The following is a 26326-nucleotide window of genomic DNA, read 5'->3' as shown; positions in this document are numbered from 1 at the left end:
TGATTTCTTCTGTTGTTTTTGACAAAATGGAATAATAATCCATAAGGATTGTGTCCTGCTCGTCCAATATTATTATATTTGATTTTAACAAGCTATCCAAATGAGGCAGTTACTTATATGAGGAGGAGTTTGGTGGTGAGAGGAACAATATTGAAATCTTATCTTCGTACTGCAGTTATTGGTTTAGGGGTATTGCTTATGGTAAATCCGGTACAAGCAGCTGCGGTTGATCCACACATCTCTTTTATAGGCTCGAATGGTGATGATTACTATGCAAACCTGCCTGCTGCGAAGGTTGAATGGTCAACAACAATGGATTTGCCAGCTTTGAAAGATGTGCCGTCGGATTATATCATGGGTAAGGGTGTTGTTGCAGTCGGAGCGGGCAAAGCTTTTATCCTTCAAAAGGGTCAGCTTTTAGCGATTAACGTCCAGACTGGAAAAGTAATGTGGAAATACGGCTCCAAATTAACAACGCCGCTGCTCTATCAGGATGGCGTGGCTTACGTCACTTCGGAGGCAGGTACGATCTATGCAGTTAACGCGGCTACGGGCAAAAATAAATGGAGCTCATCGGCAACCAGTAAAGGTGTCAGTAAATTGTTAATTGATAAAGAGCAGCTATTCGCTGCTAATGGCGATATTCAAGCCTACAATCTGAAAGATGGCAAGTTGCAGTGGCGCGATAATTTCAGCGAAATGCTGTTTGAACCATTTATGGTTGAGGGGAATCTGGTGCTAGCTCAAAACTCAGAATCCGGAGCGTATACGTATGACATTTTACATGCGTTTGATCGAACAACAGGTAAAGAGCTTTGGAATAGTGGTAATCATAGTCTTCCGATTGCAGCAGAGGGGACTACGCTTATCTCACAACGGGAAGCTACATTGGTAGACCCTCTTCCTTTGACGACACTCGATCATTTGGATGTGAAGACAGGTAAGCTTGTAAAGGCTGTAGAGTATAACCCCGCTCATATAGATCCTAATCATCCGAAACCAGAAGAAGAATATATGACTAGCGGAGGCAGAGCCTGGATCATTGGGGACAGGATATATATTGGGGGACAAAAAGGAGTCTATGGCTACCCAGTAAATGTTGATCCAGCTGCCGTAACACGAGATAATTATTCGTATGAATCCATCGGAGATAAGTTATCCTACGCGGCGGGTCCTTATGATGGAAGAATTCTTTTTAGTAACGAACAGAGCATCTATGGTGTTAAAATGTCTAATAAATCTGTGTTCCAGTACGGAGGAATCAGCAATCCGATTGCCCGCTTCGATCTGCTCGGACATGGCATGTATGTTGCCCAGACCGATGGGAAATTGGTTGCTATTGATCTAATTACCGCCAAACCTATCGTGCAGCTCAAAACATCAGGTAGAGTATTCGGCCCAACCTTGCTGGAGGATGGGATGATTATTGTGCAGAGTAAAGGGAAGTTAACTGCTTTCAAGGAGCCTCAGGCTCTGAAAATGAAATAATCGAATCCACAACGGCTCTCCGATAAACATCCGGCAGAGTCGTTTTTTAGTGGAATGATTCCACAAACCCAGTGCGAAAAATACAAATCTATTTTATGATAATAAGGTTATAGGATGAGTAGACTGTAAGTTAACGAAATTACATAGAAGGACCGAGGGATATTATGGAACAGCAAGCGGTTTGGGCGATAGGCATTTTTCTGCTGATTTATGGACTTATTATTTCCGAAAAGATTCACCGTACCATTCTGGCGATGTTAGGAGCTATCGTCATGATAGCGATGGGCATTGTGGATCAGGAGACGGCACTGCAGCACATCGATTTTAATACTATAGGATTGCTTGTAGGAATGATGATGATTGTAGGGATTACCGCTGACACGGGGCTCTTTAAATACGCAGCTGTGAAATCAGCTAAGTTGGCGAAGGGGAAGCCGAAGAGAATACTGATTGCTTTGTTTGTGATTACCGCAGTGGCTTCAGCCTTTTTGGATAATGTGACGACAGTGCTGCTTATGGTGCCAGTCACCTTCAGTATTACAAGACAACTGCGCATACATCCGCTGCCTTTTTTGATGTCACAAATTATCGCATCTAATGTAGGCGGAACGGCAACCTTGATCGGAGACCCGCCTAATATCATGATTGGCAGTGCGGTTAAGGAGCTGACCTTCATGGCTTTTATTAGCAATCTGACACCCGTGATTATCATCATTGTTTTGGCGTATATCCCGCTGCTGTTATTGATGTTCGGTAAACAAATTAAAACTACACCTGAATTGCAGCAGAGCATCATGGACATGGATGAGAAGGTTATGATTACAGATCATAAGTTGCTGCGAAAATGTTTGATCGTACTGGCAATTACGATTGCCGGGTTCTTTTTACATCAGGCGTTACATTTGGAGTCCGCTACGGTTGCACTGGCTGGTGCATTTTTACTGCTGCTGCTGACCGGAGGGGAACATATGCTGGAAAAAGCTTTTCACAGCGTGGAATGGATTACGATCTTCTTTTTTATCGGACTGTTCGTGTTGGTGTCAGGGCTTGTAGAGACAGGTGTGATTGCAGAGCTGGCAGCAAAAGCGATTGAAATAACGAATGGTGATGTGCTGATGAGCTCAATGATGATTTTATGGGTCAGCGCCATTACCTCGGCATTTCTGGATAACATCCCTTTTGTAGCAACTATGATCCCGCTGATTCAGGAGATGGGGAATATGGGGATCAGCAATTTGGAGCCGTTATGGTGGAGTTTGGCCTTAGGCGCTTGTCTGGGTGGCAATGGCACATTGATTGGTGCGAGTGCTAATTTGATCGTAGCAGGTTTGGCAGGAAAAGAGGGGTACCCGATTACATTCATGAAGTATTTGAAGGTCGGATTTCCTTTAATGCTGTTGTCCATTGTGATCTCCAGCGTGTATTTATATTTAAGATATCTGATGTAAGCAGCGTTGCTAAGAGCCGGGGGAGCGATATGCTTGAAGTGATATTTTGAAACGGTAGAAGTTGTGGAGGAAGTAGAAGGAGTAGGAGTAGTGGAAGTAGTGGAAGTGGTGGAAGTAGAGGAAGTAGAGGGAGTAGTGGGAGTAGAGGAAGTAGAGGAAGTAGAGGAAGTAGAGGGAGTAGTGGGAGTAGAGGGAGTAGAGGGAGTAGAGGGAGTAGTGGAGTAGAGGAAGTAGAGGGAGTAGATGCAGAAGTATAAGTAACAAGTGGAGGCAAAATGCAGATTTTGAAGTGGTAGACATAGGTTGGAGTAACGGTGGGAGCATATAAGTGTATTTTGTACAGTTATAACTCATCGAATAAATTGTCCCCAAAAAATAGCTGTATTCAGTACACTTATTTTCATGATTTCCTCAGCTAAAGGTGGTTTTTCTGGATTTTAATTGTATAGAATACAGTTATATTTAGGACAACCCCTTTTTTATACGAAATAAGTGTACAGAATGCAACTAAATCAAAGATTTGATCTAGATTCGGCGATTAAAATATACGGGGGATCCGGAGGAGTTATTCCGAGGTTTACCCAAAGTCGACTTAACGCTACGCAATGCAGATAATCAAGCAGGCATTGATTCTCCAATATCTGGAGGCTCACTGCCTGCTTGTTTTTTCATTAGAAAGGGCTGCTTAAGGAGTATGACTTCCGAAATACTGGTAAGTTCCTTTGGGATATTGATTCCACTCGCCCTCAAGTGAATACTGCTGTGATCCAGTGTATATACCGGATTTACGGACAATAGTTCCACCTGTGGAGAGGAATTGCTGAGTTGAGGTAGGGTCACCGAGAACATCTACGATTTGGCCGTTTTTCTTCAGTACTAATGCTGTAATATTATATGTTTTTGGATTATATAGACTTAGCTCATCATTGTAATAGGAGATATTCATTAAATCAAATGCGTCCCCAAAAGTAGAATCTATAAACATATAAGGCATTGCTACAGATACAGGAAATAATGGCCGGGAATAAACCTGTTTGGTTTGGGTGGCTTTCATAAATTGGTGGACTTCAAGGGTGTAACCTTCTGCTTTTCCTGCGGAATTACCATTTCCTTTATAGTACAGCTCAACTGCGATTCTGCCGTCACCGCCGTCCAGATACTCTGAGAAGAATAGCTCGGAGGTACCCTGTGAAGCCACACTTATAGATAATACAACCGCTTTGCCATCAGAACCTACTATCCATACCGTTCCTGGACTTGTAGGACCATTCCATATAGCTCCATTCAGAGTTACAGGTCCGCTCAATGAACCTGTGCTGCTTTCTGTATACACTTTAAATTGACTCTGATTAGGAATCAGCTTGGAAATATCGAAGGAAATATTGGATACACCTTGCTTGGTGGTTATTGGCACAAAGCCGTTGTTTACAAGCTGGGCTGTAATCAAGGTGAAAGTTGAGGTAGTTGAACCTCCTTTATCATCCGTTGCTGTGAGGGTCACTAAACCACTCGCTGAACTATTAGCTGCCGGAGTTATCGTCAGAGTGTTGCCATTAAGGCTAAGTGTACCAGCATTTACGTTATCTATAGAAGCTGAATAAGTAAGCATGTCATTGTCTGGATCTTGAAAAAGCTGGGCCAGATCAAATGTACGTGGTGCCGTGATACCTGGTGTTAAGAGTTGAGTAGTGATTCCAGATATTGCAATTGGTGGCTGATTAGACGTTACAGTGAATACAAAGGTAGCAGTGTTAACGCCACCTTGGCCGTCCATTGCTGTTATTGTAATCATGGCTGTACCTGAATCGACCGGCACAAGGTTGAGATGATTCCCATTTACAGATACAGTGGCAACGCTAGCGTCAGAGGATGCAGCTGCGAATGTAAGCGGGTCGTCGTCCGGATCAATGAACACATTACTGATGTCGACGTTTTGGACACCACTTGTGATCAGAGCAGATATTGGATCAATATTATTTTGCACGACTGGTGCATGGTTCACCGGAGTCGCGACCGGAGTAGGACTAGGAGTCGTCACCGGAGTAGGACTAGGAGTCGTCACCGGAGTAGGACTAGGAGTCACTACCGGAGTAGGCTCAGGAGTCGCGACCGGAGTAGGCTCAGGAGTCGCTACTGGAGTAGGACTAGGAGTCGCCACCGGAGTAGGACTAGGAGTCGCTACTGGAGTCGCCACCGGAGTAGGACTAGGAGTGGCCACCGGAGTAGGACTAGGAGTCGCGACCGGAGTAGGCTCAGGAGTCGCTACGGGAGTAGGCGTCGGAGTAGGACTCGGAGTCGGATCGCTCACGGCGTTAGCAGACGTGGACGAAGTATACACAGGAGCAACGGCTCCAGATGCATTTTGAACCTTTTGGATATTATCTTGAATGGCTGTGTAATTTGTTATGAAATGTGAAGGCAGACTGTTGCCAGGCAACTGCAGATTTTGAATAGACAAGGAGGGATCGATGGTGATCCTAGCGCCGCCTTCGACTATTTTTAAGGTTTGCAGGGGACCGCTGCCATGAATAGTAACTGGAGTTATAGAGTCCACAATGATCTGCCCAATTTGGCCCTGAAAAGTTATACTCGAAACGCCATTTTTAATCTTTAGATCACCGGTAACATTACCTTTAATAACAACATCATTTCCAGAAATATTGAGCAAAGAACCGGAGGGAAAGCCGGAGGTATTTAGTTGAACCCCTTTTTGTACAATTTCAAGCTCTTGTAAACCATCTACATGACGATTCAAGGAATTGAACTTAAGGACAGCTCCTCTTAAAGCATCATGGTTGCTATCACCCATTAATTCTTTGAGTGTACCTTCAATGAGGTAAGGCGTGCCATTGATCGTTACGAAATCTCCATCTATATTGTCGATCGTTGCAGTTTGTTGTTCTTCTTTAAAAATATTCAGCAGAAAAGAAGCCATATCCTGCCGCTGAACAGTACCTTTGGGGCTGAACATATCTTCGGGAGAGTCTATAAGTTTAAGACGTAGTGCGACATCAGTATACTCTTTTGCCCAATTGCTGATTGTGGATTCGTCATTAACCTTGTTGGCTTGTCCGCCTTGTGCTCCAGTTCCGCGGATGGCACGTACAAATATAACTGCAAGCTCTTCCCTAGTTACAGGTCTGGATGGATTAAAATCACCTGTAAGATCACCCTCCATAAATCCTGCCTTTTTAACAGCCTCAATAGCGGAGACACTCCAACTGGAATCAGATACGTCTCTAAAGGAAGAAGCGGAATTCACTGAGGAATCTAGCTTTAAGGTCTTCGCTAAAATGGCTGCCAGCTCTTGGCGAGTCATAGTCGCAGTGGGTCTGAATTGTCCATTGGGATCGCCTTTAAGCAATCCTAGACGAGCAGCCTCGAGGATTGCGGCACTTTTCGTCTGTTGTATTTCGGTTAAATCGGAGAACGGTGGAGTGATTTCAGCTGCAGATGCATAGAGAGTACCACCGAACAAGGTGTTAAGGGCAACAAGTGTTGCTCCCCATTTTAATGATATGCTTTTCAAGCAAAAGCCCCTTCCTTAGAACCAATTTGTCATAAGCTTACTTCATTATATCGACGCAAAAGCAAAGTTTTTTAATACTTTCATCCTACTAAAAGTGATTAAATTCATTGCTTTTCAAACTTATGAACTAGAAATAACTCCACTTCTGTTCCATAAAAGGGCTTGTTTTTTGTTGACAGCTTATAAAATCGATGATATTTTAAATATTATAATTCCAATTGATTTACTTTGAATAATGATTGCCGACTGTTCCTACAGAGGTATTGCGAATGTAAAAACGCAATGCCTCTGTTTTTTTGTCCATACAGATTAAAGGAGGGGTCAAGGTGGGAGAAGCGTTGCTGTCTATTTCGAACCTAAATAAACGTTTTGAGTCTGCCGGTGGTCATGTTCAAGCACTCCATAATGTAGATCTCCATGTACAGGAGGGCGAATTTATTACAGTCATCGGCCCCAGCGGCTGTGGAAAAAGCACACTATTACGCATCGTAGCCGGTCTGGATAGCGGGTACACTGGCAGTGTCACCCTGGAAGGGGTGGAGATTGGGGGTCCTGGGATCGATAAGGGTTTTATTTTTCAGGAGCATCGCCTCTTTCCCTGGCTTACCGTTGAGAAGAATATTGCCTCTGATTTACCGCTAGGGAACAAGGAGGTTAGGCGGAAGGTCGATGAATTGATTGATCTGGTGAAGTTAAATGGATTTGAGAAATCTTATCCCCGCGAGTTGTCGGGAGGGATGGCCCAGCGGGTGGCAATAGCTCGTGCACTTCTGCGCAATCCGAAAATACTGCTGCTGGACGAACCGTTTGGTGCACTGGATGCATTCACTCGGGCTCATATGCAGACGGTATTGCTGGACATTTGGCGGGCTAACCAAACAACCATGATTTTTGTGACACATGATATTGATGAGGCTGTGTTCTTGGGGAATCGGGTAGTGATTCTAGAGCCGCGTCCCGGGAAAATACGTAAAATTGTACCGATAGATTTACCGTATCCACGGAAAAAAACAACGACATCCTTTCAAGAGCTGCGTTTGAAGGTGTTGAATTATTTTGAAAAGGTAGATGAGCTAGAGCTTACAGACGGAGCCGGAATATAAAATAGGTCGACCATACCCATGGAGACTTTCGAAGGCATTAACATTCGAGGGTCTCTTTCTGTTTATTTAAAGTGATTGTAAAGCTGAAAAAAGGTGGGTTCAAAGTATGACAAATCGGGCTGTAGTCATAAGAACTTCCGGAAGACCCGGAAAGGCGGCAACACTAGGACTTGGTCTTTTGCTGCCGGGCAGTGTGCTAATTCTGTGGCAGACGCTCGGGCATTATGGAATGATCTCGGAGATGCTGTTCCCTACGCCGTATACGATTGCGGAATCTTTTGTAACTTTAGCGGCTTCAGGCGATCTGTGGCCGAACTTTAGAATCAGCTTGGTCAGAGCCTTTTCTGGATTCCTGCTAGGTGGTGGACTGGGTCTGCTGTTAGGACTTCTCGTAGGCCTGTTCCGCAGATCGGAGAAGCTGTTAGATCCTTCCCTGCAAATGATCCGCATGATTCCCAGTCTGGCGGTAGTACCGCTGTTCATTTTATGGTTCGGGATCGGTGAGGAGTCGAAGGTGCTATTGATTGCTAAGGGAGCTTTTTTCCCACTTTATATCAATACGTTCATGGGAATTCGCGGCGTAGATAACAAGCTGTTCGAAGTTTCCCGGGTACTTGGCTTCAGCCGGTTGAAGCAGATTGGCAGGTTAGTACTCCCAGCAGCGCTGCCGAACATTATTCTCGGAGTGCGTCTCTCTCTAGGGCTTTCTTGGCTGGGGTTAGTAGTGGCAGAGCTTATTGCATCTACCTCAGGCATTGGATACATGATGTCCGATGCGCGTCAATTTGCGGACACACCAGTGGTGTTCGTGGGAATTATTATTTTTGCCGTAGCTGGATTGTTGAGTGATTCCATTGTTCGTTACATTGAACGACGGTTGTTGAGATGGCAAGACAGTTATCGCGGATAACCTTGAACGCTCATTAAACAAAAGGGGGATGCACCATGAGCGATGGAGTAGAAGCTATTATCAAAAATACTAAAAGAGCCAGAGAAACGCTGGATAGCGGCGGCACAGCTCCTTTATCCAAGAAGACACCGAAGAAACCCGCAATACAAGTTGCATGGAAACCCCTGCTCTCTGATTGGGGAATGGGTGCAATTATCCCGGTGGTGACGTTAGTCCTTTGGCAGCTGGCAGGGAGTACGGGGCTGGTCTCAGCAACCTTTTTGCCGACTCCGCTTTCGATTGCAAGAGCTTTTACCGACTTGTTGGTTACTGGAGAGTTAACTCATCATCTGGGCGTCAGCATGGGTAGGGCGGGCATCGGATTTCTTATTGGAGGTGTGTTGGGTCTTCTATTCGGCGTACTGACCGGCTTGTTTCGCAGTGTAGAATATGTGCTCGATCCTAGCGTACAAGTGCTTAGGCTTGTTCCCCATTTAGCTATAGCGCCGCTCATTATTCTCTGGTTCGGGTTTGGAGAGATGTCAAAAGTTGTGATCATTATGACAGGCTCATTTTTTCCGCTCTATATTAATACATTTAAGGGCATCCGCAATGTGGACAATAAATTGTTCGAAGTAGCTCGGGTATTGGGGTTTAGTCCTTATCAGAAGCTGCGCAGGCTTATACTCCCGGCGGCGCTGCCTGGAATTTTGTTAGGGCTAAGGTTGTCGCTGGCTGTAGCTTGGATTGGTTTGGTTGTAGCAGAGCTTATTGGATCACAGTCAGGTATTGGGTTTCTTATCAATGAAGCGAAGCAGAACTCTAATACAGAGGTTGTATTCGTAGGCATTATTATTTTCGCAATTGTCGGTAAGCTGATCGATTCCTTGTTCCGGATTATTGAACGAAAGTTCCTGTTCTGGCGCGATAGTTACGAAGGCTAAACAAACTGAGGAGGTCTTAAACATATGAGTGGATCGGTGAAAAAAGGATCGGTGAATTTGGTGGCAGACGTGCTCGTTATCGGAGGAGGTCCGGCAGGAACGTGGGCAGCCCTTACTGCATCAGCGAAGGGGGCCAAAGTAATCCTTGCAGATAAAGGGTACTGCGGTTCAAGTGGGGCAACGGCACCGTCGGGAACGGGAGTCTGGTATGTGAAGCCGGATGAGAAGCTCCGGAAAGAGGCAAAAGCAAGTCGTTATGCGCTTGGCGGTCAGCTGGCTGAATCTCGCTGGATGGACCGGGTGCTGGATCAAACCTATGCCAATATGAACAAGCTTGGTGTTACCGGTTATCCATTCCCTGTAGATGAGCAGGGCAATCAATTCCGAAGAAGTCTGCAAGGACCGGAATATATGAAATTAATGCGTAGGCTGGTGAAAAAGGCAGGCGTCAAAATTCTAGATCACAGCCCAGCCTTGGAACTCCTGGCAGATGAGCATGGCGTAGCTGGAGCGGCTGGAGTTCATACCCAGAGTGGAGAAACCTGGACTGTTCAGGCAGGAGCAGTCGTCATTGCTACCGGAGGCTGCGCCTTCCTAAGCAAGGCACTTGGCTGCAACGTGTTGACCGGAGATGGTTATCTCTTCGCTGCTGAGGCTGGGGCGAATCTGTCCGGCATGGAATTCTCCAATGCCTATGCGATCTGCCCTACGTTCTCTTCGGTGACCAAGACGGCGTATTACAGCTATGCCAGCTTTTATTATGAGGATGGAAGCATTGTGGAGGGAGCCGGTTCCAAGAAAGGCCGTTCTGTAATTGCCCGGAATCTGTTGGCAGGTAATCAGGTGTACGCCAAGCTGGATGGGGCACCAGAGGATTTAAGACCGCTGCTGCGGGTGGCGCAGACGAACTTTTTCCTTCCTTTTGACCGCCAGGGAATTGATCCGTTCAAGGATGCGTTTCCGGTTACTTTGCGGCTCGAAGGCACGGTTCGGGGGACGGGTGGCATCCATATTACAGATGAAAGCTGCGGCACAGGTGTTCCCGGACTTTACGCGGCAGGAGATGCTGCTACCCGCGAGCTGATTTGCGGAGGTTTTACTGGCGGTGGCAGCCATAATGCGGCGTGGGCGATGTCTTCAGGTTCTTTTGCTGGTGAAGGAGCTGCTGTCTATGCACAGAGTCTGGGGTCGCACGCTGCGCAGCGTAGTCCAGTCGGCTTATCATCATCACCACTGGTGCATCAGGAAGTGAAGCCGGGAGTGGCGGCCCAAACGGCAGAGTATGTGTCTGCTGTACAGGCTGAGGTGAAGCCGTATGACATCAATTTGTTCCGGACAGAACAAGGGCTGACTTCTGCACTAGATCGTCTGGATGGATTGTGGAAAGAGCAACGAAGCCGCGAAATTCAGCGTACGCCAGAAGGGGTCAAGGCACGGGAAGCCGAAGCCATGACCGCAACAGCCCGCTGGATGTACAATTCTGCACTTGCTCGTACAGAGACGAGAGGCATGCATAAGCGTGAGGATTTCAAGGCTACAGATCATGGCCAGCATCACCGCTTGATCAGTGGCGGATTAGATCAGGTATGGGTGAAGACGGAAGCCGTGGCTAAGGAGGGTGTTCTATCGTGATTGAGGTGATCAGCGCTGCCAGATGTGTAGAGTGCAACCAATGTGTATCTGTCTGCCCGACTAATGTTTTCGAACGGGTAGAGGATGGCATTCCTGTTATTGCCCGGCAGAGCGATTGCCAGACTTGCTTTATGTGTGAGCTGTATTGTCCTGTCGATGCTCTCTACGTTGCACCAGACTCTGAGAATATTATTGGTGTGACAGAAGCGGAACTTCAGGAGCAGGGACTACTTGGCGGTTATCGTGAAAAAGTAGGCTGGGGTAAGGGCAGGCAGCCGGTAGCAAGCCATGAATTTATGTATAAATTGGCATCGAGGGCAGGGTTCTGAGCTGGATCAAGATTTAAATAAATAGCATAAACCTAGGGGGAGAAACAATGAAACAAGCGTACAGAGAGATTCAAGGGAAACGTTCTAGGAAGATTCGGTTTGCACTTTTAACTACAATTATGATGGCCATGCTGGTGCTTCAGGCTTGCGGAAATAATACGGGCGGCAATGGAGCGTCTGCCTCCGGGGGATCAAATACGGAGAAGGCGGGAGAAGAGGCCACGAGCATTAGCAATGTTCCAGCGGTATTGAACTTTGGGTTTATCGGTTCCAACAAATTGAATGTGCCCGGCGGTGCAGAGGGTTGGGGCTTTTATAAAGGGATTATTCAAGAAGAGTTGAAGAAATACGGCATTACTGAAGTGAAGCTTACTGGCTTTCCAAACGGTCCGGATCAGACAGAATCCTTGATTAGTGGTCGGCTGGATATCGGCAGTCTTGGAGATACACCTGCTATTATTGCCTACGCTTCTGGGGCCAAGACCCGTCTGATTTCACAATCTTCCGCGAACACGATTGGTTATTTGATCGGCAAGAAGGATGGGCCCAAGACGGTGAAAGATCTGCAAGGTAAAACTATCGCGATTCAAAAAGGCTCCTTCATGCACCGTTATGTAGTTGGATTACTACAGGAAGAAGGCGTGACCGACTACAAACTCGTGCATATGCTCATTCCAGATGCTACTGCAGCTTTAGCCCGTGGAGATGTAGATGCTACAACAAATTTAGGCGTTCCTGCGCTGAAGCTGATTGACCAAGGCTACACTCACTTGGATGATGCCTCGAAGCACCCGAACCTGCTTGGTTCTAGCGCAACAGTTGTGTCTGAGGATTATCTGGCGAAATTCCCTGATTTTCCGAAGGTATGGAACGAAGCTAGAGAGAAAGCCTTGGCAGACTTGAAGCAGCATGAAGATGAGTATTATCAATTTCTGGCTGAAATCGGAGATACAACGCCTGAGCTGGCGAAGCAAGTGAATCCGATTAGTGATATCAAGGATACTGCGTTCACTGATGAAGGAACAAAGCTGCTGGACGGTACCAAAAACTTCCTCGTAGAAGAGAAGTTAGCGAAAAAAGACTTCAATATTAGCGATTGGCAGCTGAAATAAAGTTGCTTAAAAGCTGTTTTAATTGAACTTAAGATTCTTCTGTAAAGGTAATTGAGTGACTGCGGTGAATATTTGGACTTTCGGCCGCCTCTCCGCCACTCCTCCCTTTAGTGATTTTTAAGTTCAACTAACTCAGCTAATGGTGTAGGAGGAAAAAATATGTCGCAGCTTAAGAAGAAAATGACAGTGGATGTCCTCGTGCTTGGCGGAGGTCCTGCTGGGGCGTGGTCGGCATGGAGTGCAGCCTCGCAAGGTGCAAAGGTAGTCCTGGCGGATAAGGGCTACTTGGGCACAAGTGGCGCAACTGCACCGGGTGGAACAACGTTGCTCGTTATCCCTCCCATTGCCGAGCTGCGGGAGCAGGCAGTGCAGGCCAGACTTAAGGCCGGCGGATATTTGTCGGAGAATGCTTGGATTCACCGGGTGCTGGATCAGGTAGAGCAGAACCTGGCTCAAGTGGAGCAGTGGGGGTATCCGTTTCCGAAGGATGAAGAAGGAAACTCACTGCGTACCCATCTCCATGGACCAGAATATATGCGGATTATGCGAAAAGTTGTGCGCAAAGCAGGGGTCGCAATTCTTGATCAGTCACCAGCGCTGGAACTTCTTCATGATGAACACGGTGTTGGTGGAGCGCGTGGGATCAACCGCCTGACAGGAGAGTCTTGGGAAGTGAAGGCAAATGCCGTTGTAATGGCTACCGGCGGCTGTGCTTTTCTCAGCAAAGGTCTTGGTTGCAACGTGCTGACAGGGGAGGGATTGTTGATGTCCGCAGAGGTGGGAGCTGATCTCTCGGGCATGGAATTCAGCCGCCAATATGCGCTAAGCTTTGCGGACGGAACCGTAACACGTGGCCGTATGCTGGCTTGGGCCACTCTCTATGACGCGGACGGTCATCCGTTGCATAGAGGGGATCGGACCTTTGGCAGCATTCCTGAGCTGATGCTGAAGGGTCCGGTTTACGCTTCGCTGGATCTGGCAGACACCGCGGAGAAACAGGATTTCCTGCGCAAAGCGCATCCGATTTTCTTTATGCCGCTGGAGCGGGCGGGAATTGATGCGTTTAAGCAGAAATTCCCGCTCACCCTGCGCTATGAGGGCACGATGCGCGGGACTGGGGGTCTGCGCTTGAGCGGTACGGATTGCCAGACGACCGTGCCCGGACTCTATGCGGCCGGTGATGCCGCATCTCGCGAGAAAGTGACCGGCGCCATCTCCGGCGGCGGGGCTTATAACGCTTCCTGGGCCATGTGCAGCGGAAGCTGGGCTGGACAGGGAGCCGCGCAGCATGCGCTGTCCTGCCGAGGACAGGCGAACAGCCGCAAGCTGACCGCAGCGGGACGCTACGGGCTGGCGGCTGGCGCCGATGCCTCGGAAACGCTGGAGGTGAAGCCGCTAATCGCGGCAATCCAGCGTGAAATCTTGCCGCTGCAGATCAATTATTTCCGCAGCGAGCCGGGCATTTCTTCAGCCTTGAAGCGGCTGAATGCCTTGATGCCCTATTTGAACGGGCAGGCTCCTGCCAGCGTTCAGGGCATCGTGCAATCGCGTGAAGCCGCGGCTATGCTCGCGGTCGGCAGGTGGATGTACACCGCGGCACTCGCCCGGAAAGAGACCCGCGGACTGCAAAAGCTAGCGGAATATCCGGAGCTTGATCCGCGCCAGACTCACCGGCTGATCTTATCCGGTATTCAACATATAAGCGTCAGTACAGAGGCTGTGCCCCATGCTCATGAACTGAATGCGCTGAAGGAGGGGCAAGCGATATGATCGAATTAATCAGCTTGGAGCGTTGTGTTGGTTGTAAGCTGTGTACGAAAGTATGTCCGACGAACGTATTCGAAATGCAGGGGAAGATTCCGGTCATTGCCCGTCAGGAAGATTGCCAGACCTGTTTCATGTGTGAAGCTTATTGTCCTGTAGATGCTTTATACGTGGCACCACAGGCGGATCAGCTGATCGGTGTAAATGAGGAGGCGCTGATTCAGTCAGGTGTGTTGGGAAGCTGGCGTGCTGAAATCGGCTGGGGACCTGGTGCGAATGGTTCGATGGCGGAGAGGGACACGACTCCTTATTTTGAAGTATTTACCGAGCAGTACCGTACATGATTAAGCAGATGCTTAAACCCAAAAAATCCGCCCGAAAGCTGGGCGGATTTTTCATATATTAGAAACTTATAGCAGGGCTTCGATAGCTGGTTCAATATCCAGCGGGTCCACCGTAGATTCGAATCTAGTGACCACATTGCCTTCGCGATCAATCAGGAATTTAGTGAAGTTCCACTTGATTTCGTCATTGTTCAGAGCCTCTGGATCTTTGTCTTCAAGCATGCTTTGCAACAGCTTTCCTGAAGAATGGTTGATATCGAACCCTTCAAATCCAGCCTGTTCTGTCAGGTAGGTGAAAAGAGGGTGTTTAGCTTCGCCTTTTACGTCAACCTTTTCAAAGAGTGGGAAGGTTACCCCGTAATTGATTTGGCAAAATACATTAACCTCTTCATTGCTGCCGGGTTCTTGCTCTCCAAATTGATTGGAAGGAAAGCCGAGAATTTGGAGGCCGCGTTCCTCGTACCGCTCATAAAGCTTTTGCAGATCTGAATATTGGTGGGTAAATCCGCACTTACTTGCTGTATTCACTATCAGTAGCACTTTACCTTTGTATTGCTCTAGCTCGATATCTTTTCCCCGAATACTGCGTGCTGAATATTGATAAATGCTCATGGCTGCTACATCCCTTCAGTTATCTATGCTTTTTGAAAAAGAACAGGAAATATTTATAATAATTAAATTGTAAACAATTCAATTATCGCTGTCAAACAATACAGCTTGAAGGAATTGGAACCGTAATTGCCAGGTTGGAATAGGATAGATAGTGGGTATGGATCAGTCAAAAAAATTTATTGCGTTAAAGCTACTCTGCGTTCCATTATTATCTTGCATCGGGAACGTTTTTTGATTAAGATAGCAGAAACCAGCGCAAAAGCCGCGCTGACATAGATAAGGACTATGACGAAGAGAGTAAGCATTATAGCGGATCTTAACAGGGAAGGTGTGCCGGAGACTGAGAGCACCCTCATGAGACGATTAATGCCGAAGTTCACTTCCGAGTCGGCCCCTGAAGTAGTTTGTCACAAGTTGTGGTGGCAGGTATGAGTAGGGAGGCCCGCGCCCCGCGTTACCGGGTGAAAGACAGAATTAATTCTTAGTCAGGGGAACATGAGATTCTATTCCTTTGTGCTAGTATTCGGGTTAATTCTAAATAAGGGTGGTACCACGGCTCCTCGTCCCTTGCGACGGGGGGCCTTTTTGCGTTCCAAATTATAACAAAAAGAGGGAGTGGAAGGGTAATGAGTAACGTGGAATTGGATGTTCTTAGAGGTCGTCTGGATGAAATTAATGGGCAATTGCTGGAGCTGATCTCCGAGCGGGCTAAGATTGTTCAGGAGATTGGAGGAGTTAAAGAAAAACAAGGTGTCCCTAAATTTGATCCAGAACGGGAAAAACAGATGCTGGATAAGCTCGTAGCGAGCAACAAAGGCCCTTTCACTAACGGGACGATCCGTAGCCTCTTCAAACAAATTTTCTCAGCTTCTCTGGACTTACAAACAGATGATCATAAAAAAACTTTACTGGTAGCCCGCAAGAGCCACAAAGAGGATACAGTGATTGTTCTACCGGGAGATGTAACGGTTGGCGGTCCTTCTTCACTGATGGTAGCCGGTCCTTGCTCCGTGGAAAGTGAACTACAGACTCGCACCGTAGCTGCCGCCCTGCAAAAAGCCGGAGTACGTGTAATGCGTGGTGGTGCCTTCAAGCCTCGGACTTCACCTTATGATTTCCAAGGACTGGGAATGGACGGTTTAAGAATATTACGAGAAGCAGCAAATGAATATGGACTGCTGACCATCAGCGAAATTGTAGATCCAAGACATATTGAAGAGTCACTTGATTATGTGGATATCATCCAGATCGGTGCACGTAATATGCATAATTTCGAGCTGCTAAAAGCGGTCGGAGAAGTCGACAAGCCGGTGCTGCTGAAACGTGGATTGGCTGCCACACTCGATGAATTCATCCATGCAGCGGAATACATCATGTCTCGTGGAAACACACAGATCATGCTGATTGAACGTGGAATTCGTACCTATGAAAAAGCGACCCGCAATACGCTTGATATCTCAGCAGTGCCAATTCTCAAACAGGAATGTCATTTGCCAGTATTGGTTGATGTAACTCACTCGACAGGCCGCAAAGACATCCTTATTCCATGTGCGAAAGCCGCACTCGCAGCTGGAGCTGACGGCATAATGGTGGAAGTGCATCCTGATCCTGCAACCGCATTGTCTGATGCCGCTCAGCAGCTGAACATTGATGAATTCAACACCTTCTTTAATGAAGTGAAGGCTTCCGGATTGTACCGGTAATCTAGAAATATAGAATTTGCATGATATTTTAAGGATTCGCTAGAAAATGAGGTGTATAAGCGCTTACAAGTCTAACTAATCTTTTTGTGAAGGTGAAGGTGGGTCGAGTACAATAAGCAACATTAGCGTTGCACCGGCCCCGGGTCTTTTCTGACAAAAGATCCACACATTTTAATAGTCACAGGAGGAAAATAGATTTTGAAGCAGCTTACCTTAAATAATGGGTGGTTTTCTAACACTCGAACCGATATTTTATCGGGGATGACCGTAGCCGTTGCGCTGATTCCTGAAGCGATCGCTTTTTCGATCCTGGCGGGAGTAAGTCCGATGGTTGGTTTATATGCCTCTTTTTGCATTGCGATTGTAACGGCACTTGCCGGAGGCAGACCCGGAATGATCTCGGCGGCTACGGGAGCTATGGCTCTGTTAGTCGGAAGTCTCGTACTAGAACACGGAATAGAGTATCTGTTCGCGGCAACTGTACTGGCTGGTGTGTTTCAGATATTGATGGGGATGCTAAAGCTGGGGCGGTTTATCACCTTTTTGCCACAGCCGGTCATGACGGGTTTTGTCAACGCGCTGGCGATACTAATTTTTATGGCACAGCTTACCCATTTTAAAGGACAAGGCTGGGTGATGTACGGACTGGTAGCTCTGACCTTGCTTATTATCTACACAGTTCCTCGGTTTACCAAAGCCGTACCTTCAGCACTTGTAGCGATTGTTATTGTTTCTATTCTTAGCATCGCTCTTCATCTGGACGTAAGAACCGTAGGCGATATGGGGAATATTACAGCAACTTTGCCACTATTCCATCTCCCGCAAATCCCATTTACGTTGGATACGCTGCTTATTATTTTGCCATATTCACTTTCGCTGGCTGTAGTTGGGCTATTGGAATCCCTGATGACTGCCACCTTAATAGATGATATTACGGGCACAGGTAGTGATAAGAACAGAGAGGCGAAGGGACAGGGGCTTGCGAATGTAGTCACTGGTTTTTTCGGAGGGATGGCAGGCTGTGCGATGATTGGCCAATCGATGGTTAACATGAAGTCAGGAGGACGCACGCGTCTGTCCACGTTTGTATCAGGGATCTTTTTATTATTCTTAATTATCGTACTTGGCGATGTGGTGAAGCAGATCCCGATGGGCGCGCTCGTCGGCGTAATGATAATGGTCTGTATCAGCACCTTTGAATGGGGCTCACTCAAAACTTTAACCCGTGTTCCGCTAAGCGATGCGCTGGTTATGATTGTGACGGTGGTCACTGTGGTGGTTACGGACAACCTTTCTATTGGGGTTTTGTTTGGGGTACTGCTAAGTGCTTTAACGTTTGCTTGGAAAATAGCCTCGATCCGCCTAACTGTTCAGGAAGCAACCTCTTCCAAAACATATGCGGTATCCGGCCAGTTGTTCTTCGGCACGACAAGCCACTTCATTCATGAATTCGCCTACGATAGCGATCCGGATCATATTATTATCGATTTTTCACACTCCCATGTGTGGGACCAATCCGCTGTCCATGCCATAGCGAAGACGATGAGCAAATACGCCGAGCATGGCAAAAAAGTCACCATTACCGGACTTAATGACCAGAGCTCACAGCTGGTTCAGCGGGTGGGATTATCCATATGAAAAAAGATTGCGCTATATGCGCGATCTTTTTTTTATAGCAGATATTAACTGAAAGAAAGGCCAGCAAGGTTTTACTTTTGGTGCAAACTGATATAAAGTATAAAGTGGATAATGTTTATCCGCTTTATACGCGGATGGTATTATCTACAGTTTGAATCAAGCTATTTACGTAAATCGAGGTGCTGTACATGCATATGAAAACAGGGGTAGAGCAGTCGGTATATGCACTGGTTCTACTCAACATGCTGCCGGATAAGGCGGTGTTGTCTGGGGAAGCGATTAGCCAGCAGCTCGGAGCATCGGCGACCTATTTTCAGAAACTGTTAAGAAAGCTGGTAACCGCAGATATCATCACGTCTGTTCCCGGCATTAAAGGCGGTTTTAAATTAAAGAAAAGCCCTGAAGATATTCGTGTATATGACGTTTACCTTGCGGTGGAAGGCCAGCAGTCGCTGTATTCATCGAATGGTATTCTGGTAGACATGTTGGATTTAGAAAAAGAAGACAGCTGCTGCCTGTTATCGAATCTGATGGAAGAAGCTGAATCCTCTTGGAAAGCCGTATTAAAGCGGGAGACTATTGCTTCGTTGTCGGAGGAAATGCGTGGTGAACGCTTTAAAGATAAGATTGCTGCCCTAGAGGAATGGGTCAGTAATAAAATGGTCATCTAACCAAAGAAGGGATGTATTCGCATGAGATTAAGCGTATTGGATCAGGCACCCGTGACAAGCGGCAACACTGCGGAAGGTGCCCTGAATAAAGCAGAAGAACTCGCTATTTTAGCAGATGAGCTGGGATATAGCAGAATGTGGATGGCAGAGCACCATGGCGGAAATACATTTGCTAGCTCAGCTCCGGAAGTAACGGCTGCCCGTTTAGCCGCCAAGACCAACCGTATTCGAATCGGCACCGGCGGTGTAATGATGATGCATTATTCTCCTCTTAAACTGGCTGAAGTATTTAAAACGTTAAGTGCTTTTTCCCCGGGGAGAATTGATTTTGGTGTGGGACGAGCTCCTGGTGGCGATACAAGCGCCATGTACGCTTTATCTGAAGGCCGTGAGTTAATGCTGCATAATATGTATGACAAGCTTGGCATTACCATGCAGCTGCTTAGTGATCAGATTCCGGAAGATGAGCTATATGCCAAAAATCTCGCTGCTCCAACGAAGGTGGCGCTCCCTGAAGTATGGCTGTTAGGCTCGAGCGGCAATAGCGCGCGAAAAGCTGCACAAATGGGAGTCGGATACTCCTTCGCACAATTTTTTAATGGTGCGATGAGTAATGAGATCTTGGACCATTACCGGAATAACTACCAGCCTTCTATCTTTATGGACAAACCAGAGATCAGTGTATCCTATATGGTGACCACAGCAGAAACGAAGGAAGAAGCTGAGTATGAAGCATTACCGCAGGATATTTTTCGGTTGATGATGAGTAAGGGCCGGATTACTCAGGTGCTGACACCAGAAGAAGCTCAGAACATTTCGCTATCGGAAATTGACCGGATGTCAATCAAGGAAGGGCGCAAGATTCATTTAGTTGGTGCGGTTAAAGACATCGCCGTACGTTTGCAAGAAGAACAAGCACAATATGGATTCCAAGAAGCAATGATATGCAGCATCCCACATTCGCAGGAGAAACGGCTAGAGGTTTACCGACTACTGGCGCGTGAACTGCTAGGCTCTTGATTCTGGATAGCTAACCTTAACCCGCATTTCATGCGGGTTTTTTGTATGCCAATTCAGCTTTTTGATCGGCGCATACCCTCAAAAGACAATAAATTAACCCTCCCGCCTCCTAAAAGTAACATTTGAATGCCTAACTTCATCTATGATTAATGAAAGATTTAATTTTAAAAAGAGGATAGGAGGTGATCAAGGATGTTTCCTTTACATAAATCCGTTACGCTGACAGCCTTGCTTCTAATGAATCTGCTGGCAGGTTGCCAACATCAGGTGGACCCATCCCCCTCTCAATCGGCTAACGACTACCACATCTCAAGACCGAAGCCAACAAACACCGCTGCTAACCTCATTAAGCTGGATTGGAAGCTGGTGGATACAATACCCATAGTCTCTCAACTAAGTGCTCCACCCACAGGCGCTACTTTGATTACAGAGAAGAAGCTGGAAGACTTCAGAGGAGTCAAAGTGAGTGTGTATACGATGGCTAGTGACGAAGACTATGTGTATGCCAGAACTTCTACTTCCAAAGGACAATACAGTCTAGGGGCGATAGGAACTTATAATTATCGTCAACCGGAGGATATTAAGGTAGAAGTAGTGCGGCTGTTTAGCGAAAAGGTGTTGAAAATCACCGGGGGACTAGGAGCAAATAACTCGCTCAGTAACTATTATTTAATCGACGAGAGCGGTAACCCCTCGGGTTTGCTGCAAATTGATACCGGACATTCCAAAGAGCTGGATGTTGATCAGGATGGATCTTTTGAGGGTGTAGCCGCACATGGAAATCCAATGAGTGCCTATATTTACCGCTGGAATGTTGATCACGCTGAGATAACTTTTGTTAATGATGCTTTAAAGGCGGACTCCGTGGTGCTAACGGATGAAGGAATATATGAAGCTTCTAATATCGGGGACAAGCAGAGCAAGAAATTCCGGTTGACCGTAGAAGGACTGATCCCAGAGCGGTAACGCCATGACCACTGCTGTTGAAATATTTCCTGCGACCATTTACCCTAAACCTCCGTATAGACGGTTAAGCTTGAATGATTATCCATAATCTAGGAGGGGTATTGGATGAATATGCAAATGAATCCGAAATTGAAACAGCTGCGTCCGGGAAAAATAGTCACCGGTATTGCAGCGGTGCTTATTGTATTGTTGATCGGCGCGAACTCTTTTGTATCTGTGGAATATGGGCATGTAGGTTTATACAAAACCTTTGGTAAATTAAATGACAATACATTGTCACCCGGCATTCATTTTAAAATTCCATTTATTCAGACGGTGATTCAGGTCAATACACAGGTAACGAAGGCGGAGACCGATACTTCAGCCTCTTCAAAAGATCTTCAGCCCGTGTCCACACATGTGGCGGTGAACTATTCCGTAAATAAGGCTTCCGCCTTTAATCTGATGAACAATATCGGAGGTAATTTTGATAGTGTAATTATCAATCCGGCCATTCAAGAAATCGTTAAAGAAGTGACAGCCAAATATCCAGCAGAGGATTTGATTACGCGTCGTGATGTAGTGTCGAGTGAGATCAGTGAGCACTTAACCGCTAGGCTGGCAAAATATGACCTGATCGTCAACGATATTAACATCGTTAACTTTAAATTCTCGGAGGCATTTAACCAGTCGATTGAAGCAAAGCAGGTCGCCCAGCAGCAGGCGCTGAAGGCCGAAAATGATCTCCGGCGGATTGAGATTGAAGCGAAGCAAAAAATCGCCCAGGCGCAAGCAGAGGCTGAATCTTTAAGACTTAAGAAGCAAGAGGTTACACCTGAGCTGGTGCAGCTGAAGCAAATTGAGGTTCAGGAGAAAGCGCTGGAAAAATGGAACGGCGTGCTGCCATCTGTAACAGGGGGAGCCACACCTTTTGTGGATGTTCAATCCCTGACTAAATAATTCATTATTGGGTTTCTGATTTATTTCCTCTGATGAAAAAGCCCTACTTCTATAGAAGTAGGGCTTTTTATGCTATTAATATTGATAAAGCATCGTAGGAATTTGCCAGCCAGCGCCAACTGACCAAAAGAAGACATAATCGCCACGTTTGATTCGTCCGTCCTCGACTCCGCGTTGAAAGGCGATAAAAGGACTGCTTGTGGCTGTGTAGCCGAACTCGTCGCCTACATAAATGAACTTTTCTGCGGTTAGCCCAAGTCCGATTTGGATGAGCTCGATATTTTTCAGTGAGAATTGTGAAAGGCAGAATGCAGAGATATCATCCGTAGTCAGACCGTTGCGTGAGAGAAGCTCCTTCATATCCGCTATAGCCGCATCCACACACACTGTACCGTCAAAAGGGGTCCACCGTATCCGAATCTGCTCTGGGGTCATACCCTCTTGATAAATATTCGACAGGCCGCAGGCCGGGAACATAATATTCTCGGAGCCTTCAGAATCGGTGTAATAAAGGGAATCTATGAAGCCTGCATGCTCACTGCTGCGCTCTAGAATCACTGCTGCTGCGGCGTCCCCAAAGTTAGGGTAAGTAATTTCATCATCTGTATTGCAGTTCACTGAGCTGTAGTCGCTTCCTACAACGAGTGCGTACCTGATGCTGGGATTGGCTTGCATATAACGACTTGTCTGCTCCACGGCGGAGACCATTCCTGCGCAGTTAGCATTGGAATCCTGCGTAATGGTCCGGTGTTTACCTTGAAGCATACGGTGTAGGAGAAGTGCATTGGTAGGATAGGTGTACTCTGGCGTCTGTGAAGCGAACATGATCATGTCCATATCCTCACCTTGCAAATTCGCTTCGCTAAGCACTTTTTGGGCAGCCTTTAATCCCATCGTCAGAGCATTTTCACTCTGTTCTTTTACGATGTATCTCCGGTCGCGACCCATGACTTCTAGGAATCGTTTGATGTCCTTGCCCATACTCTGAAAATGCTTCAGATAATATTCGTTATCTACGATATGCTCTGGGTGGTAATAAGCAGCTTGGCGAATCGCTATATGTCCCAAGTGGCGCCTCCTATGCTTCAATAATTTCGTAATTTTCTAATTTCGTTGCCCGTGCCACTCGGCTTAACTGCATTTTTAGGACAGGGCTTTTGGCAATAATAAAGGTTACTTTTTTAAATCCGGATTGTTTGTACAGTATGTAGCATTGCTCAAGCATGGGAAGTGTGTCCTTTGAGGATACATTCAATGTCTTGCAATCTAGGATGATCTCATATTGTTTCGGGTCGAATGCACTTATGATTTGGTTGTACTCATTAATGAAACGTCCTGCATCTTCTGGCGACATAGTTCCTTCCACTTGTACATTCAGTTTTTGATCGGCAGCATTTGTGGCGAAATTGAAGTTTCCCATTTTTGATTAATCTCCTCCTAAGTTTTATCTAAGAAAAATTTTGATGAATAGGATAAAAAAACCTATTAATCTAAGACTATTATCGTATTTTTAATTGGGAAAGTTTAGGGGATTAAACCTTTATTTTTTTAAAAAGATAATTTAGGGAATGATAAACTACTTAAAATCCATAAAATCTGCACAAATTAAGGTTTGAGGTAGGCATGCCCACCCTGTTTGCTTTGCAAAGCACAGTTCTATTGGTATGATTACAGAGATGAAAAAAACTACTATCCAAATCATGGAGGAATAATAAAAATGAGCGAAATTACACTATCGGGGATCATTGATCATACACTGCTTAAAGCAGATGCACGGAAAGAAGACATTATTAAATTGGCGGAGGAAGCTAAAACTTATAAGTTTGCTTCTGTTTGCGTAAACCCTGCTTGGGTAGCTACTGCCCATGAAGTGCTGAAAGATACGCCTGAGGTTAAAGTATGTACAGTAATCGGCTTTCCGCTGGGGTCATCGACAACAGAGAGCAAAGCATTCGAGACTACCGATGCTATCGCTAAAGGTGCAGGCGAGGTGGATATGGTCATCAATATCGGAGCATTAAAAGATGGCAACGATGAGCTGGTTAAACGTGATATTGCAGCTGTTGTAGATGCAGCGCGCGGCAAAGCCCTGACAAAAGTCATCATTGAGGCTTGTCTGTTAACGGAAGAAGAAAAAGTTCGTGCCTGCAAGCTATCTGTTGAGGCCGGAGCAGATTACGTAAAAACATCCACTGGATTCTCTACAGGCGGGGCAACGAAAGAAGATATCGCGCTTATGCGTGCTACAGTTGGACCTAATATCGGTGTAAAAGCTTCCGGTGGTGTACGTAGTGCAGAAGATGCACATGTAATGGTACAAGCAGGTGCAAGCCGTATTGGAACTAGTGGTGGTGTAGCGATTGCTAAAGGCGAAACAAGCCAAAGCAATTACTAAGCCGAAGGGCTGAATCGGAAGCGGCGAGTGAGGAGGACAAGCTCATTCGCCGCTGTCCTGATTCAAACTATTAACCGATCAGTTTGATTAGCGATTGTGTTTTATACATAAGGTTGAGGTTTTTATTAATTTATATTGAAAGCGTTATCCAGTAGGTAGAGGACACTAGCAGAAGCATTTGACCAAAGTACAATAATTCACACCGGAATAATGAGATTTTTTTCTTTTCAAATGACGTGGTTTGTGAGAGAATGGGTACAATTCAAAATTGTTAATCATTTCTATACTTAATTATAGGGGAGGAAATACCTATGTCAGAAGATCGCAAGCTGTCGTTTGAAACTTTGGCTGTCCATGCAGGCCAGGAAATTGATCCAACTACTTTCTCACGTGCTGTACCGCTTTATCAGACCACTTCTTACGGGTTCCGTGATGCTGATCATGCAGCGGATCTGTTCGCGCTTAAAGAATTCGGTAATATTTATACTCGGCTGATGAACCCAACTACGGATGTATTTGAACAGCGTGTGGCAGCACTTGAGGGCGGGGCAGGTGCGCTTGCTACAGCTTCCGGGGCAGCGGCTATTTCCTTTTCCATTCTAAATATTGCGGGCGCTGGGGATGAAATTGTATCTGCAGCAAGCCTATATGGCGGGACTTATAATCTATTTTCGACAACACTGCCTAAGCTTGGTATTAAGGTACATTTCGTAGATTCGGATAATCCTGAGAACTTCCGTGCTGCGATTACAGATAAGACCAAAGCCTTGTATGCAGAAACAATCGGCAACCCACAGGGGAATGTTCTGGATATTGCGGCAGTTGCAGCGATCGCCCATGAACATGGGATTCCTCTCATCGTAGACAATACGTTCCCAAGTCCATATTTATTGCGTCCGATTGAGCATGGCGCGGACATTGTTGTCCATTCGGCAACCAAATTCATCGGTGGACATGGTACATCCATTGGCGGGATTATTGTTGACGGCGGTAAATTTGATTGGAAGGCAAGCGGTAAATTCCCAGGTCTTACGGAGCCAGATCCAAGCTATCATGGATTGGTTTATACGGAAGCGGTGGGCCCGATTGCTTATATTATTAAAGCCCGCGTTCAATTGCTTCGCGATTTAGGGGCGGCGATTTCACCGTTCAACTCTTGGATGCTGCTGCAAGGTCTGGAGACTCTTCATTTGCGGATGGAACGTCATAGCCAGAATGCGCTGAAGGTAGCGCAATATTTGGAGGCACATTCAGATGTGGAATGGGTAAGTTATTCGGGACTTCCTACGCATCCATCTCATGAATTAGCGCAAAAGTATTTGCCTAAAGGCCAAGGTGCGATCCTTACTTTTGGTATTAAAGGTGGAAGTGCTGCGGGACGTAAGCTGATTGAGAATGTGAAGCTGTTCTCTCATTTAGCGAATGTTGGGGATTCCAAGTCATTGATCATCCACCCAGCGAGCACAACTCATGCACAGCTGTCGGATGAAGAGCAAATCACAGCCGGAGTAACGCCGGAATTGCTGCGTTTGTCGATCGGGACGGAGTCCATTGATGATATTATCTATGATCTGGAGCAAGCAATTGCTGCCAGTCAACAATAGAAGTTTATATTTCGAAAAGCATTACTGCTCTGCGGTAATGCTTTTTTTGTTGCCTAAAAAAGTTGGAATATTCATCGGATTTGGCAACGCTTGCATATTTCAGGTGTGGCTCCCGTATTTATAAGTGAGGTAGGTAAATGAAATGTCGGTCGCTTATGTTATATAGCTTGGCATACCGGCAGCAATCCAAAGATAA

General features: G+C 46.3%; 23 protein-coding genes. 19 read left to right on the top strand and 4 right to left on the bottom strand.

The window, feature by feature from the left end; all coding sequences use genetic code 11:
- Nucleotides 1-135: 135 nt before the first annotated feature.
- The 3 genes from MHH46_RS28020 (at nucleotide 136) to MHH46_RS28010 (ending at nucleotide 3161) form a co-directional block, all read left to right on the top strand.
- A complete protein-coding gene (locus tag MHH46_RS28020; protein WP_076193642.1) occupies nucleotides 136-1488 on the top strand; it encodes a PQQ-binding-like beta-propeller repeat protein in 1353 nt (450 codons plus the stop codon).
- A 164-nt stretch (nucleotides 1489-1652) separates the two neighbouring features.
- Nucleotides 1653-2936, top strand: coding sequence for an SLC13 family permease (locus tag MHH46_RS28015; RefSeq protein WP_076128758.1), 1284 nt, complete (start codon nucleotides 1653-1655; stop codon nucleotides 2934-2936).
- A gap of 90 nt (nucleotides 2937-3026) precedes the next feature.
- Nucleotides 3027-3161, top strand: coding sequence for a hypothetical protein (locus MHH46_RS28010; RefSeq protein ID WP_256715816.1), 135 nt, complete (start codon nucleotides 3027-3029; stop codon nucleotides 3159-3161).
- A gap of 460 nt (nucleotides 3162-3621) precedes the next feature.
- On the opposite strand, the gene MHH46_RS28005 is transcribed toward MHH46_RS28010, so the two are convergent.
- The gene (locus MHH46_RS28005; RefSeq protein WP_143762769.1) at nucleotides 3622-6465 is read right to left on the bottom strand and encodes an S-layer homology domain-containing protein; all 2844 of its coding nucleotides are present in this window, start codon (nucleotides 6463-6465) and stop codon (nucleotides 3622-3624) included.
- 326 nt (nucleotides 6466-6791) lie between these two features.
- On the opposite strand from MHH46_RS28005, the gene MHH46_RS28000 reads away from it, so the two are divergent.
- The 8 genes from MHH46_RS28000 (at nucleotide 6792) to MHH46_RS27965 (ending at nucleotide 14582) form a co-directional block, all read left to right on the top strand.
- A complete protein-coding gene (locus MHH46_RS28000) occupies nucleotides 6792-7568 on the top strand; it encodes an ABC transporter ATP-binding protein (RefSeq protein ID WP_076128757.1) in 777 nt (258 codons plus the stop codon).
- A gap of 106 nt (nucleotides 7569-7674) precedes the next feature.
- Entirely contained in the window at nucleotides 7675-8478 is an 804-nt protein-coding gene (locus MHH46_RS27995; RefSeq protein ID WP_076193645.1) for an ABC transporter permease, read from the top strand.
- Between the two features lie 35 nt (nucleotides 8479-8513).
- Nucleotides 8514-9401 carry an ABC transporter permease gene (locus tag MHH46_RS27990; protein ID WP_076193648.1) on the top strand — a complete coding sequence of 296 codons (888 nt, stop codon included), beginning with the start codon at nucleotides 8514-8516 and terminating at the stop codon, nucleotides 9399-9401.
- Between the two features lie 24 nt (nucleotides 9402-9425).
- Entirely contained in the window at nucleotides 9426-11033 is a 1608-nt protein-coding gene (locus tag MHH46_RS27985; protein ID WP_076193650.1) for an FAD-dependent oxidoreductase, read from the top strand.
- Nucleotides 11030-11362 (top strand): ferredoxin family protein, encoded by a 333-nt coding sequence (locus tag MHH46_RS27980; RefSeq protein WP_076128750.1) that lies wholly within the window; start codon nucleotides 11030-11032, stop codon nucleotides 11360-11362. The genes MHH46_RS27985 and MHH46_RS27980 overlap by 4 nt, the downstream gene beginning before the upstream one ends.
- A gap of 47 nt (nucleotides 11363-11409) precedes the next feature.
- Complete coding sequence (locus tag MHH46_RS27975) at nucleotides 11410-12474, top strand: ABC transporter substrate-binding protein (RefSeq protein ID WP_076128748.1); 1065 nt, start codon at nucleotides 11410-11412, stop codon at nucleotides 12472-12474.
- Between the two features lie 159 nt (nucleotides 12475-12633).
- The gene (locus tag MHH46_RS27970) at nucleotides 12634-14244 is read left to right on the top strand and encodes an FAD-binding protein (protein WP_076193653.1); all 1611 of its coding nucleotides are present in this window, start codon (nucleotides 12634-12636) and stop codon (nucleotides 14242-14244) included.
- The gene (locus tag MHH46_RS27965; protein WP_076099941.1) at nucleotides 14241-14582 is read left to right on the top strand and encodes a 4Fe-4S binding protein; all 342 of its coding nucleotides are present in this window, start codon (nucleotides 14241-14243) and stop codon (nucleotides 14580-14582) included. The genes MHH46_RS27970 and MHH46_RS27965 overlap by 4 nt, the downstream gene beginning before the upstream one ends.
- A 66-nt stretch (nucleotides 14583-14648) precedes the next feature.
- On the opposite strand, the gene MHH46_RS27960 is transcribed toward MHH46_RS27965, so the two are convergent.
- Nucleotides 14649-15194: a glutathione peroxidase gene (locus MHH46_RS27960; RefSeq protein ID WP_038573366.1), complete on the bottom strand. Its 546-nt coding sequence runs from the start codon at nucleotides 15192-15194 to the stop codon at nucleotides 14649-14651.
- Nucleotides 15195-15820: 626 nt separating this feature from the next.
- On the opposite strand from MHH46_RS27960, the gene MHH46_RS27955 reads away from it, so the two are divergent.
- From MHH46_RS27955 to MHH46_RS27930, 6 genes are all read left to right on the top strand, one after another.
- Nucleotides 15821-16897, top strand: coding sequence for a bifunctional 3-deoxy-7-phosphoheptulonate synthase/chorismate mutase (locus MHH46_RS27955; RefSeq protein WP_076193656.1), 1077 nt, complete (start codon nucleotides 15821-15823; stop codon nucleotides 16895-16897).
- Nucleotides 16898-17092: 195 nt separating this feature from the next.
- Entirely contained in the window at nucleotides 17093-18535 is a 1443-nt protein-coding gene (locus MHH46_RS27950) for a SulP family inorganic anion transporter (RefSeq protein ID WP_076185450.1), read from the top strand.
- Nucleotides 18536-18723: 188 nt separating this feature from the next.
- Nucleotides 18724-19206, top strand: coding sequence for an Rrf2 family transcriptional regulator (locus tag MHH46_RS27945; RefSeq protein WP_076137019.1), 483 nt, complete (start codon nucleotides 18724-18726; stop codon nucleotides 19204-19206).
- A 21-nt stretch (nucleotides 19207-19227) separates the two neighbouring features.
- Nucleotides 19228-20226 carry an LLM class flavin-dependent oxidoreductase gene (locus tag MHH46_RS27940; RefSeq protein ID WP_038573362.1) on the top strand — a complete coding sequence of 333 codons (999 nt, stop codon included), beginning with the start codon at nucleotides 19228-19230 and terminating at the stop codon, nucleotides 20224-20226.
- A 192-nt stretch (nucleotides 20227-20418) separates the two neighbouring features.
- Nucleotides 20419-21192, top strand: coding sequence for a hypothetical protein (locus MHH46_RS27935; RefSeq protein ID WP_076128735.1), 774 nt, complete (start codon nucleotides 20419-20421; stop codon nucleotides 21190-21192).
- Between the two features lie 105 nt (nucleotides 21193-21297).
- Complete coding sequence (locus tag MHH46_RS27930; protein ID WP_076128733.1) at nucleotides 21298-22131, top strand: prohibitin family protein; 834 nt, start codon at nucleotides 21298-21300, stop codon at nucleotides 22129-22131.
- A 75-nt stretch (nucleotides 22132-22206) separates the two neighbouring features.
- Here MHH46_RS27930 and MHH46_RS27925 read toward each other — a convergent pair whose 3' ends face one another.
- Nucleotides 22207-23199, bottom strand: coding sequence for a ketoacyl-ACP synthase III (locus MHH46_RS27925; protein WP_076128731.1), 993 nt, complete (start codon nucleotides 23197-23199; stop codon nucleotides 22207-22209).
- Between the two features lie 10 nt (nucleotides 23200-23209).
- Nucleotides 23210-23551 carry a hypothetical protein gene (locus MHH46_RS27920; RefSeq protein WP_076099934.1) on the bottom strand — a complete coding sequence of 114 codons (342 nt, stop codon included), beginning with the start codon at nucleotides 23549-23551 and terminating at the stop codon, nucleotides 23210-23212.
- A gap of 297 nt (nucleotides 23552-23848) precedes the next feature.
- Between MHH46_RS27920 and deoC the strand changes: the two genes are divergently transcribed.
- Together deoC and MHH46_RS27910 are read left to right on the top strand one after the other, a co-directional pair.
- Complete coding sequence (deoC, locus tag MHH46_RS27915) at nucleotides 23849-24526, top strand: deoxyribose-phosphate aldolase (RefSeq protein ID WP_036680262.1); 678 nt, start codon at nucleotides 23849-23851, stop codon at nucleotides 24524-24526.
- Nucleotides 24527-24837: 311 nt separating this feature from the next.
- Nucleotides 24838-26130 carry a homocysteine synthase gene (locus MHH46_RS27910; protein WP_076128728.1) on the top strand — a complete coding sequence of 431 codons (1293 nt, stop codon included), beginning with the start codon at nucleotides 24838-24840 and terminating at the stop codon, nucleotides 26128-26130.
- Nucleotides 26131-26326 lie beyond the last annotated feature (196 nt).

Origin of the sequence: Paenibacillus sp. FSL H8-0175, assembly GCF_045040615.1 — a bacterium.
Lineage (GTDB): Bacteria > Bacillota > Bacilli > Paenibacillales > Paenibacillaceae > Paenibacillus_AQ > Paenibacillus_AQ odorifer.
The sequence above is the reverse complement of the archived record's forward strand: the minus strand, read 5'-3'. Positions and strand labels throughout refer to the sequence as shown.

Excerpts from the sequence above, each read along its gene's own strand:
- MHH46_RS27945 (WP_076137019.1), top strand. The coding sequence starts at position 18,724 with ATGCATATGAAAACAGGGGTAGAGCAGTCGGTATATGCACTGGTTCTA.
- MHH46_RS27990 (WP_076193648.1), top strand. The coding sequence starts at position 8,514 with ATGAGCGATGGAGTAGAAGCTATTATCAAAAATACTAAAAGAGCCAGA.
- MHH46_RS27930 (WP_076128733.1), top strand. The coding sequence starts at position 21,298 with ATGAATATGCAAATGAATCCGAAATTGAAACAGCTGCGTCCGGGAAAA.
- MHH46_RS27910 (WP_076128728.1), top strand. The coding sequence starts at position 24,838 with ATGTCAGAAGATCGCAAGCTGTCGTTTGAAACTTTGGCTGTCCATGCA.
- MHH46_RS27995 (WP_076193645.1), top strand. The coding sequence starts at position 7,675 with ATGACAAATCGGGCTGTAGTCATAAGAACTTCCGGAAGACCCGGAAAG.
- MHH46_RS27970 (WP_076193653.1), top strand. The coding sequence starts at position 12,634 with ATGTCGCAGCTTAAGAAGAAAATGACAGTGGATGTCCTCGTGCTTGGC.
- MHH46_RS27940 (WP_038573362.1), top strand. The coding sequence starts at position 19,228 with ATGAGATTAAGCGTATTGGATCAGGCACCCGTGACAAGCGGCAACACT.
- MHH46_RS27965 (WP_076099941.1), top strand. The coding sequence starts at position 14,241 with ATGATCGAATTAATCAGCTTGGAGCGTTGTGTTGGTTGTAAGCTGTGT.
- MHH46_RS27935 (WP_076128735.1), top strand. The coding sequence starts at position 20,419 with ATGTTTCCTTTACATAAATCCGTTACGCTGACAGCCTTGCTTCTAATG.
- MHH46_RS28015 (WP_076128758.1), top strand. The coding sequence starts at position 1,653 with ATGGAACAGCAAGCGGTTTGGGCGATAGGCATTTTTCTGCTGATTTAT.
- MHH46_RS27960 (WP_038573366.1), bottom strand. The coding sequence starts at position 15,194 with ATGAGCATTTATCAATATTCAGCACGCAGTATTCGGGGAAAAGATATC.
- MHH46_RS27985 (WP_076193650.1), top strand. The coding sequence starts at position 9,426 with ATGAGTGGATCGGTGAAAAAAGGATCGGTGAATTTGGTGGCAGACGTG.
- MHH46_RS27975 (WP_076128748.1), top strand. The coding sequence starts at position 11,410 with ATGAAACAAGCGTACAGAGAGATTCAAGGGAAACGTTCTAGGAAGATT.
- MHH46_RS27920 (WP_076099934.1), bottom strand. The coding sequence starts at position 23,551 with ATGGGAAACTTCAATTTCGCCACAAATGCTGCCGATCAAAAACTGAAT.
- deoC (WP_036680262.1), top strand. The coding sequence starts at position 23,849 with ATGAGCGAAATTACACTATCGGGGATCATTGATCATACACTGCTTAAA.
- MHH46_RS27955 (WP_076193656.1), top strand. The coding sequence starts at position 15,821 with ATGAGTAACGTGGAATTGGATGTTCTTAGAGGTCGTCTGGATGAAATT.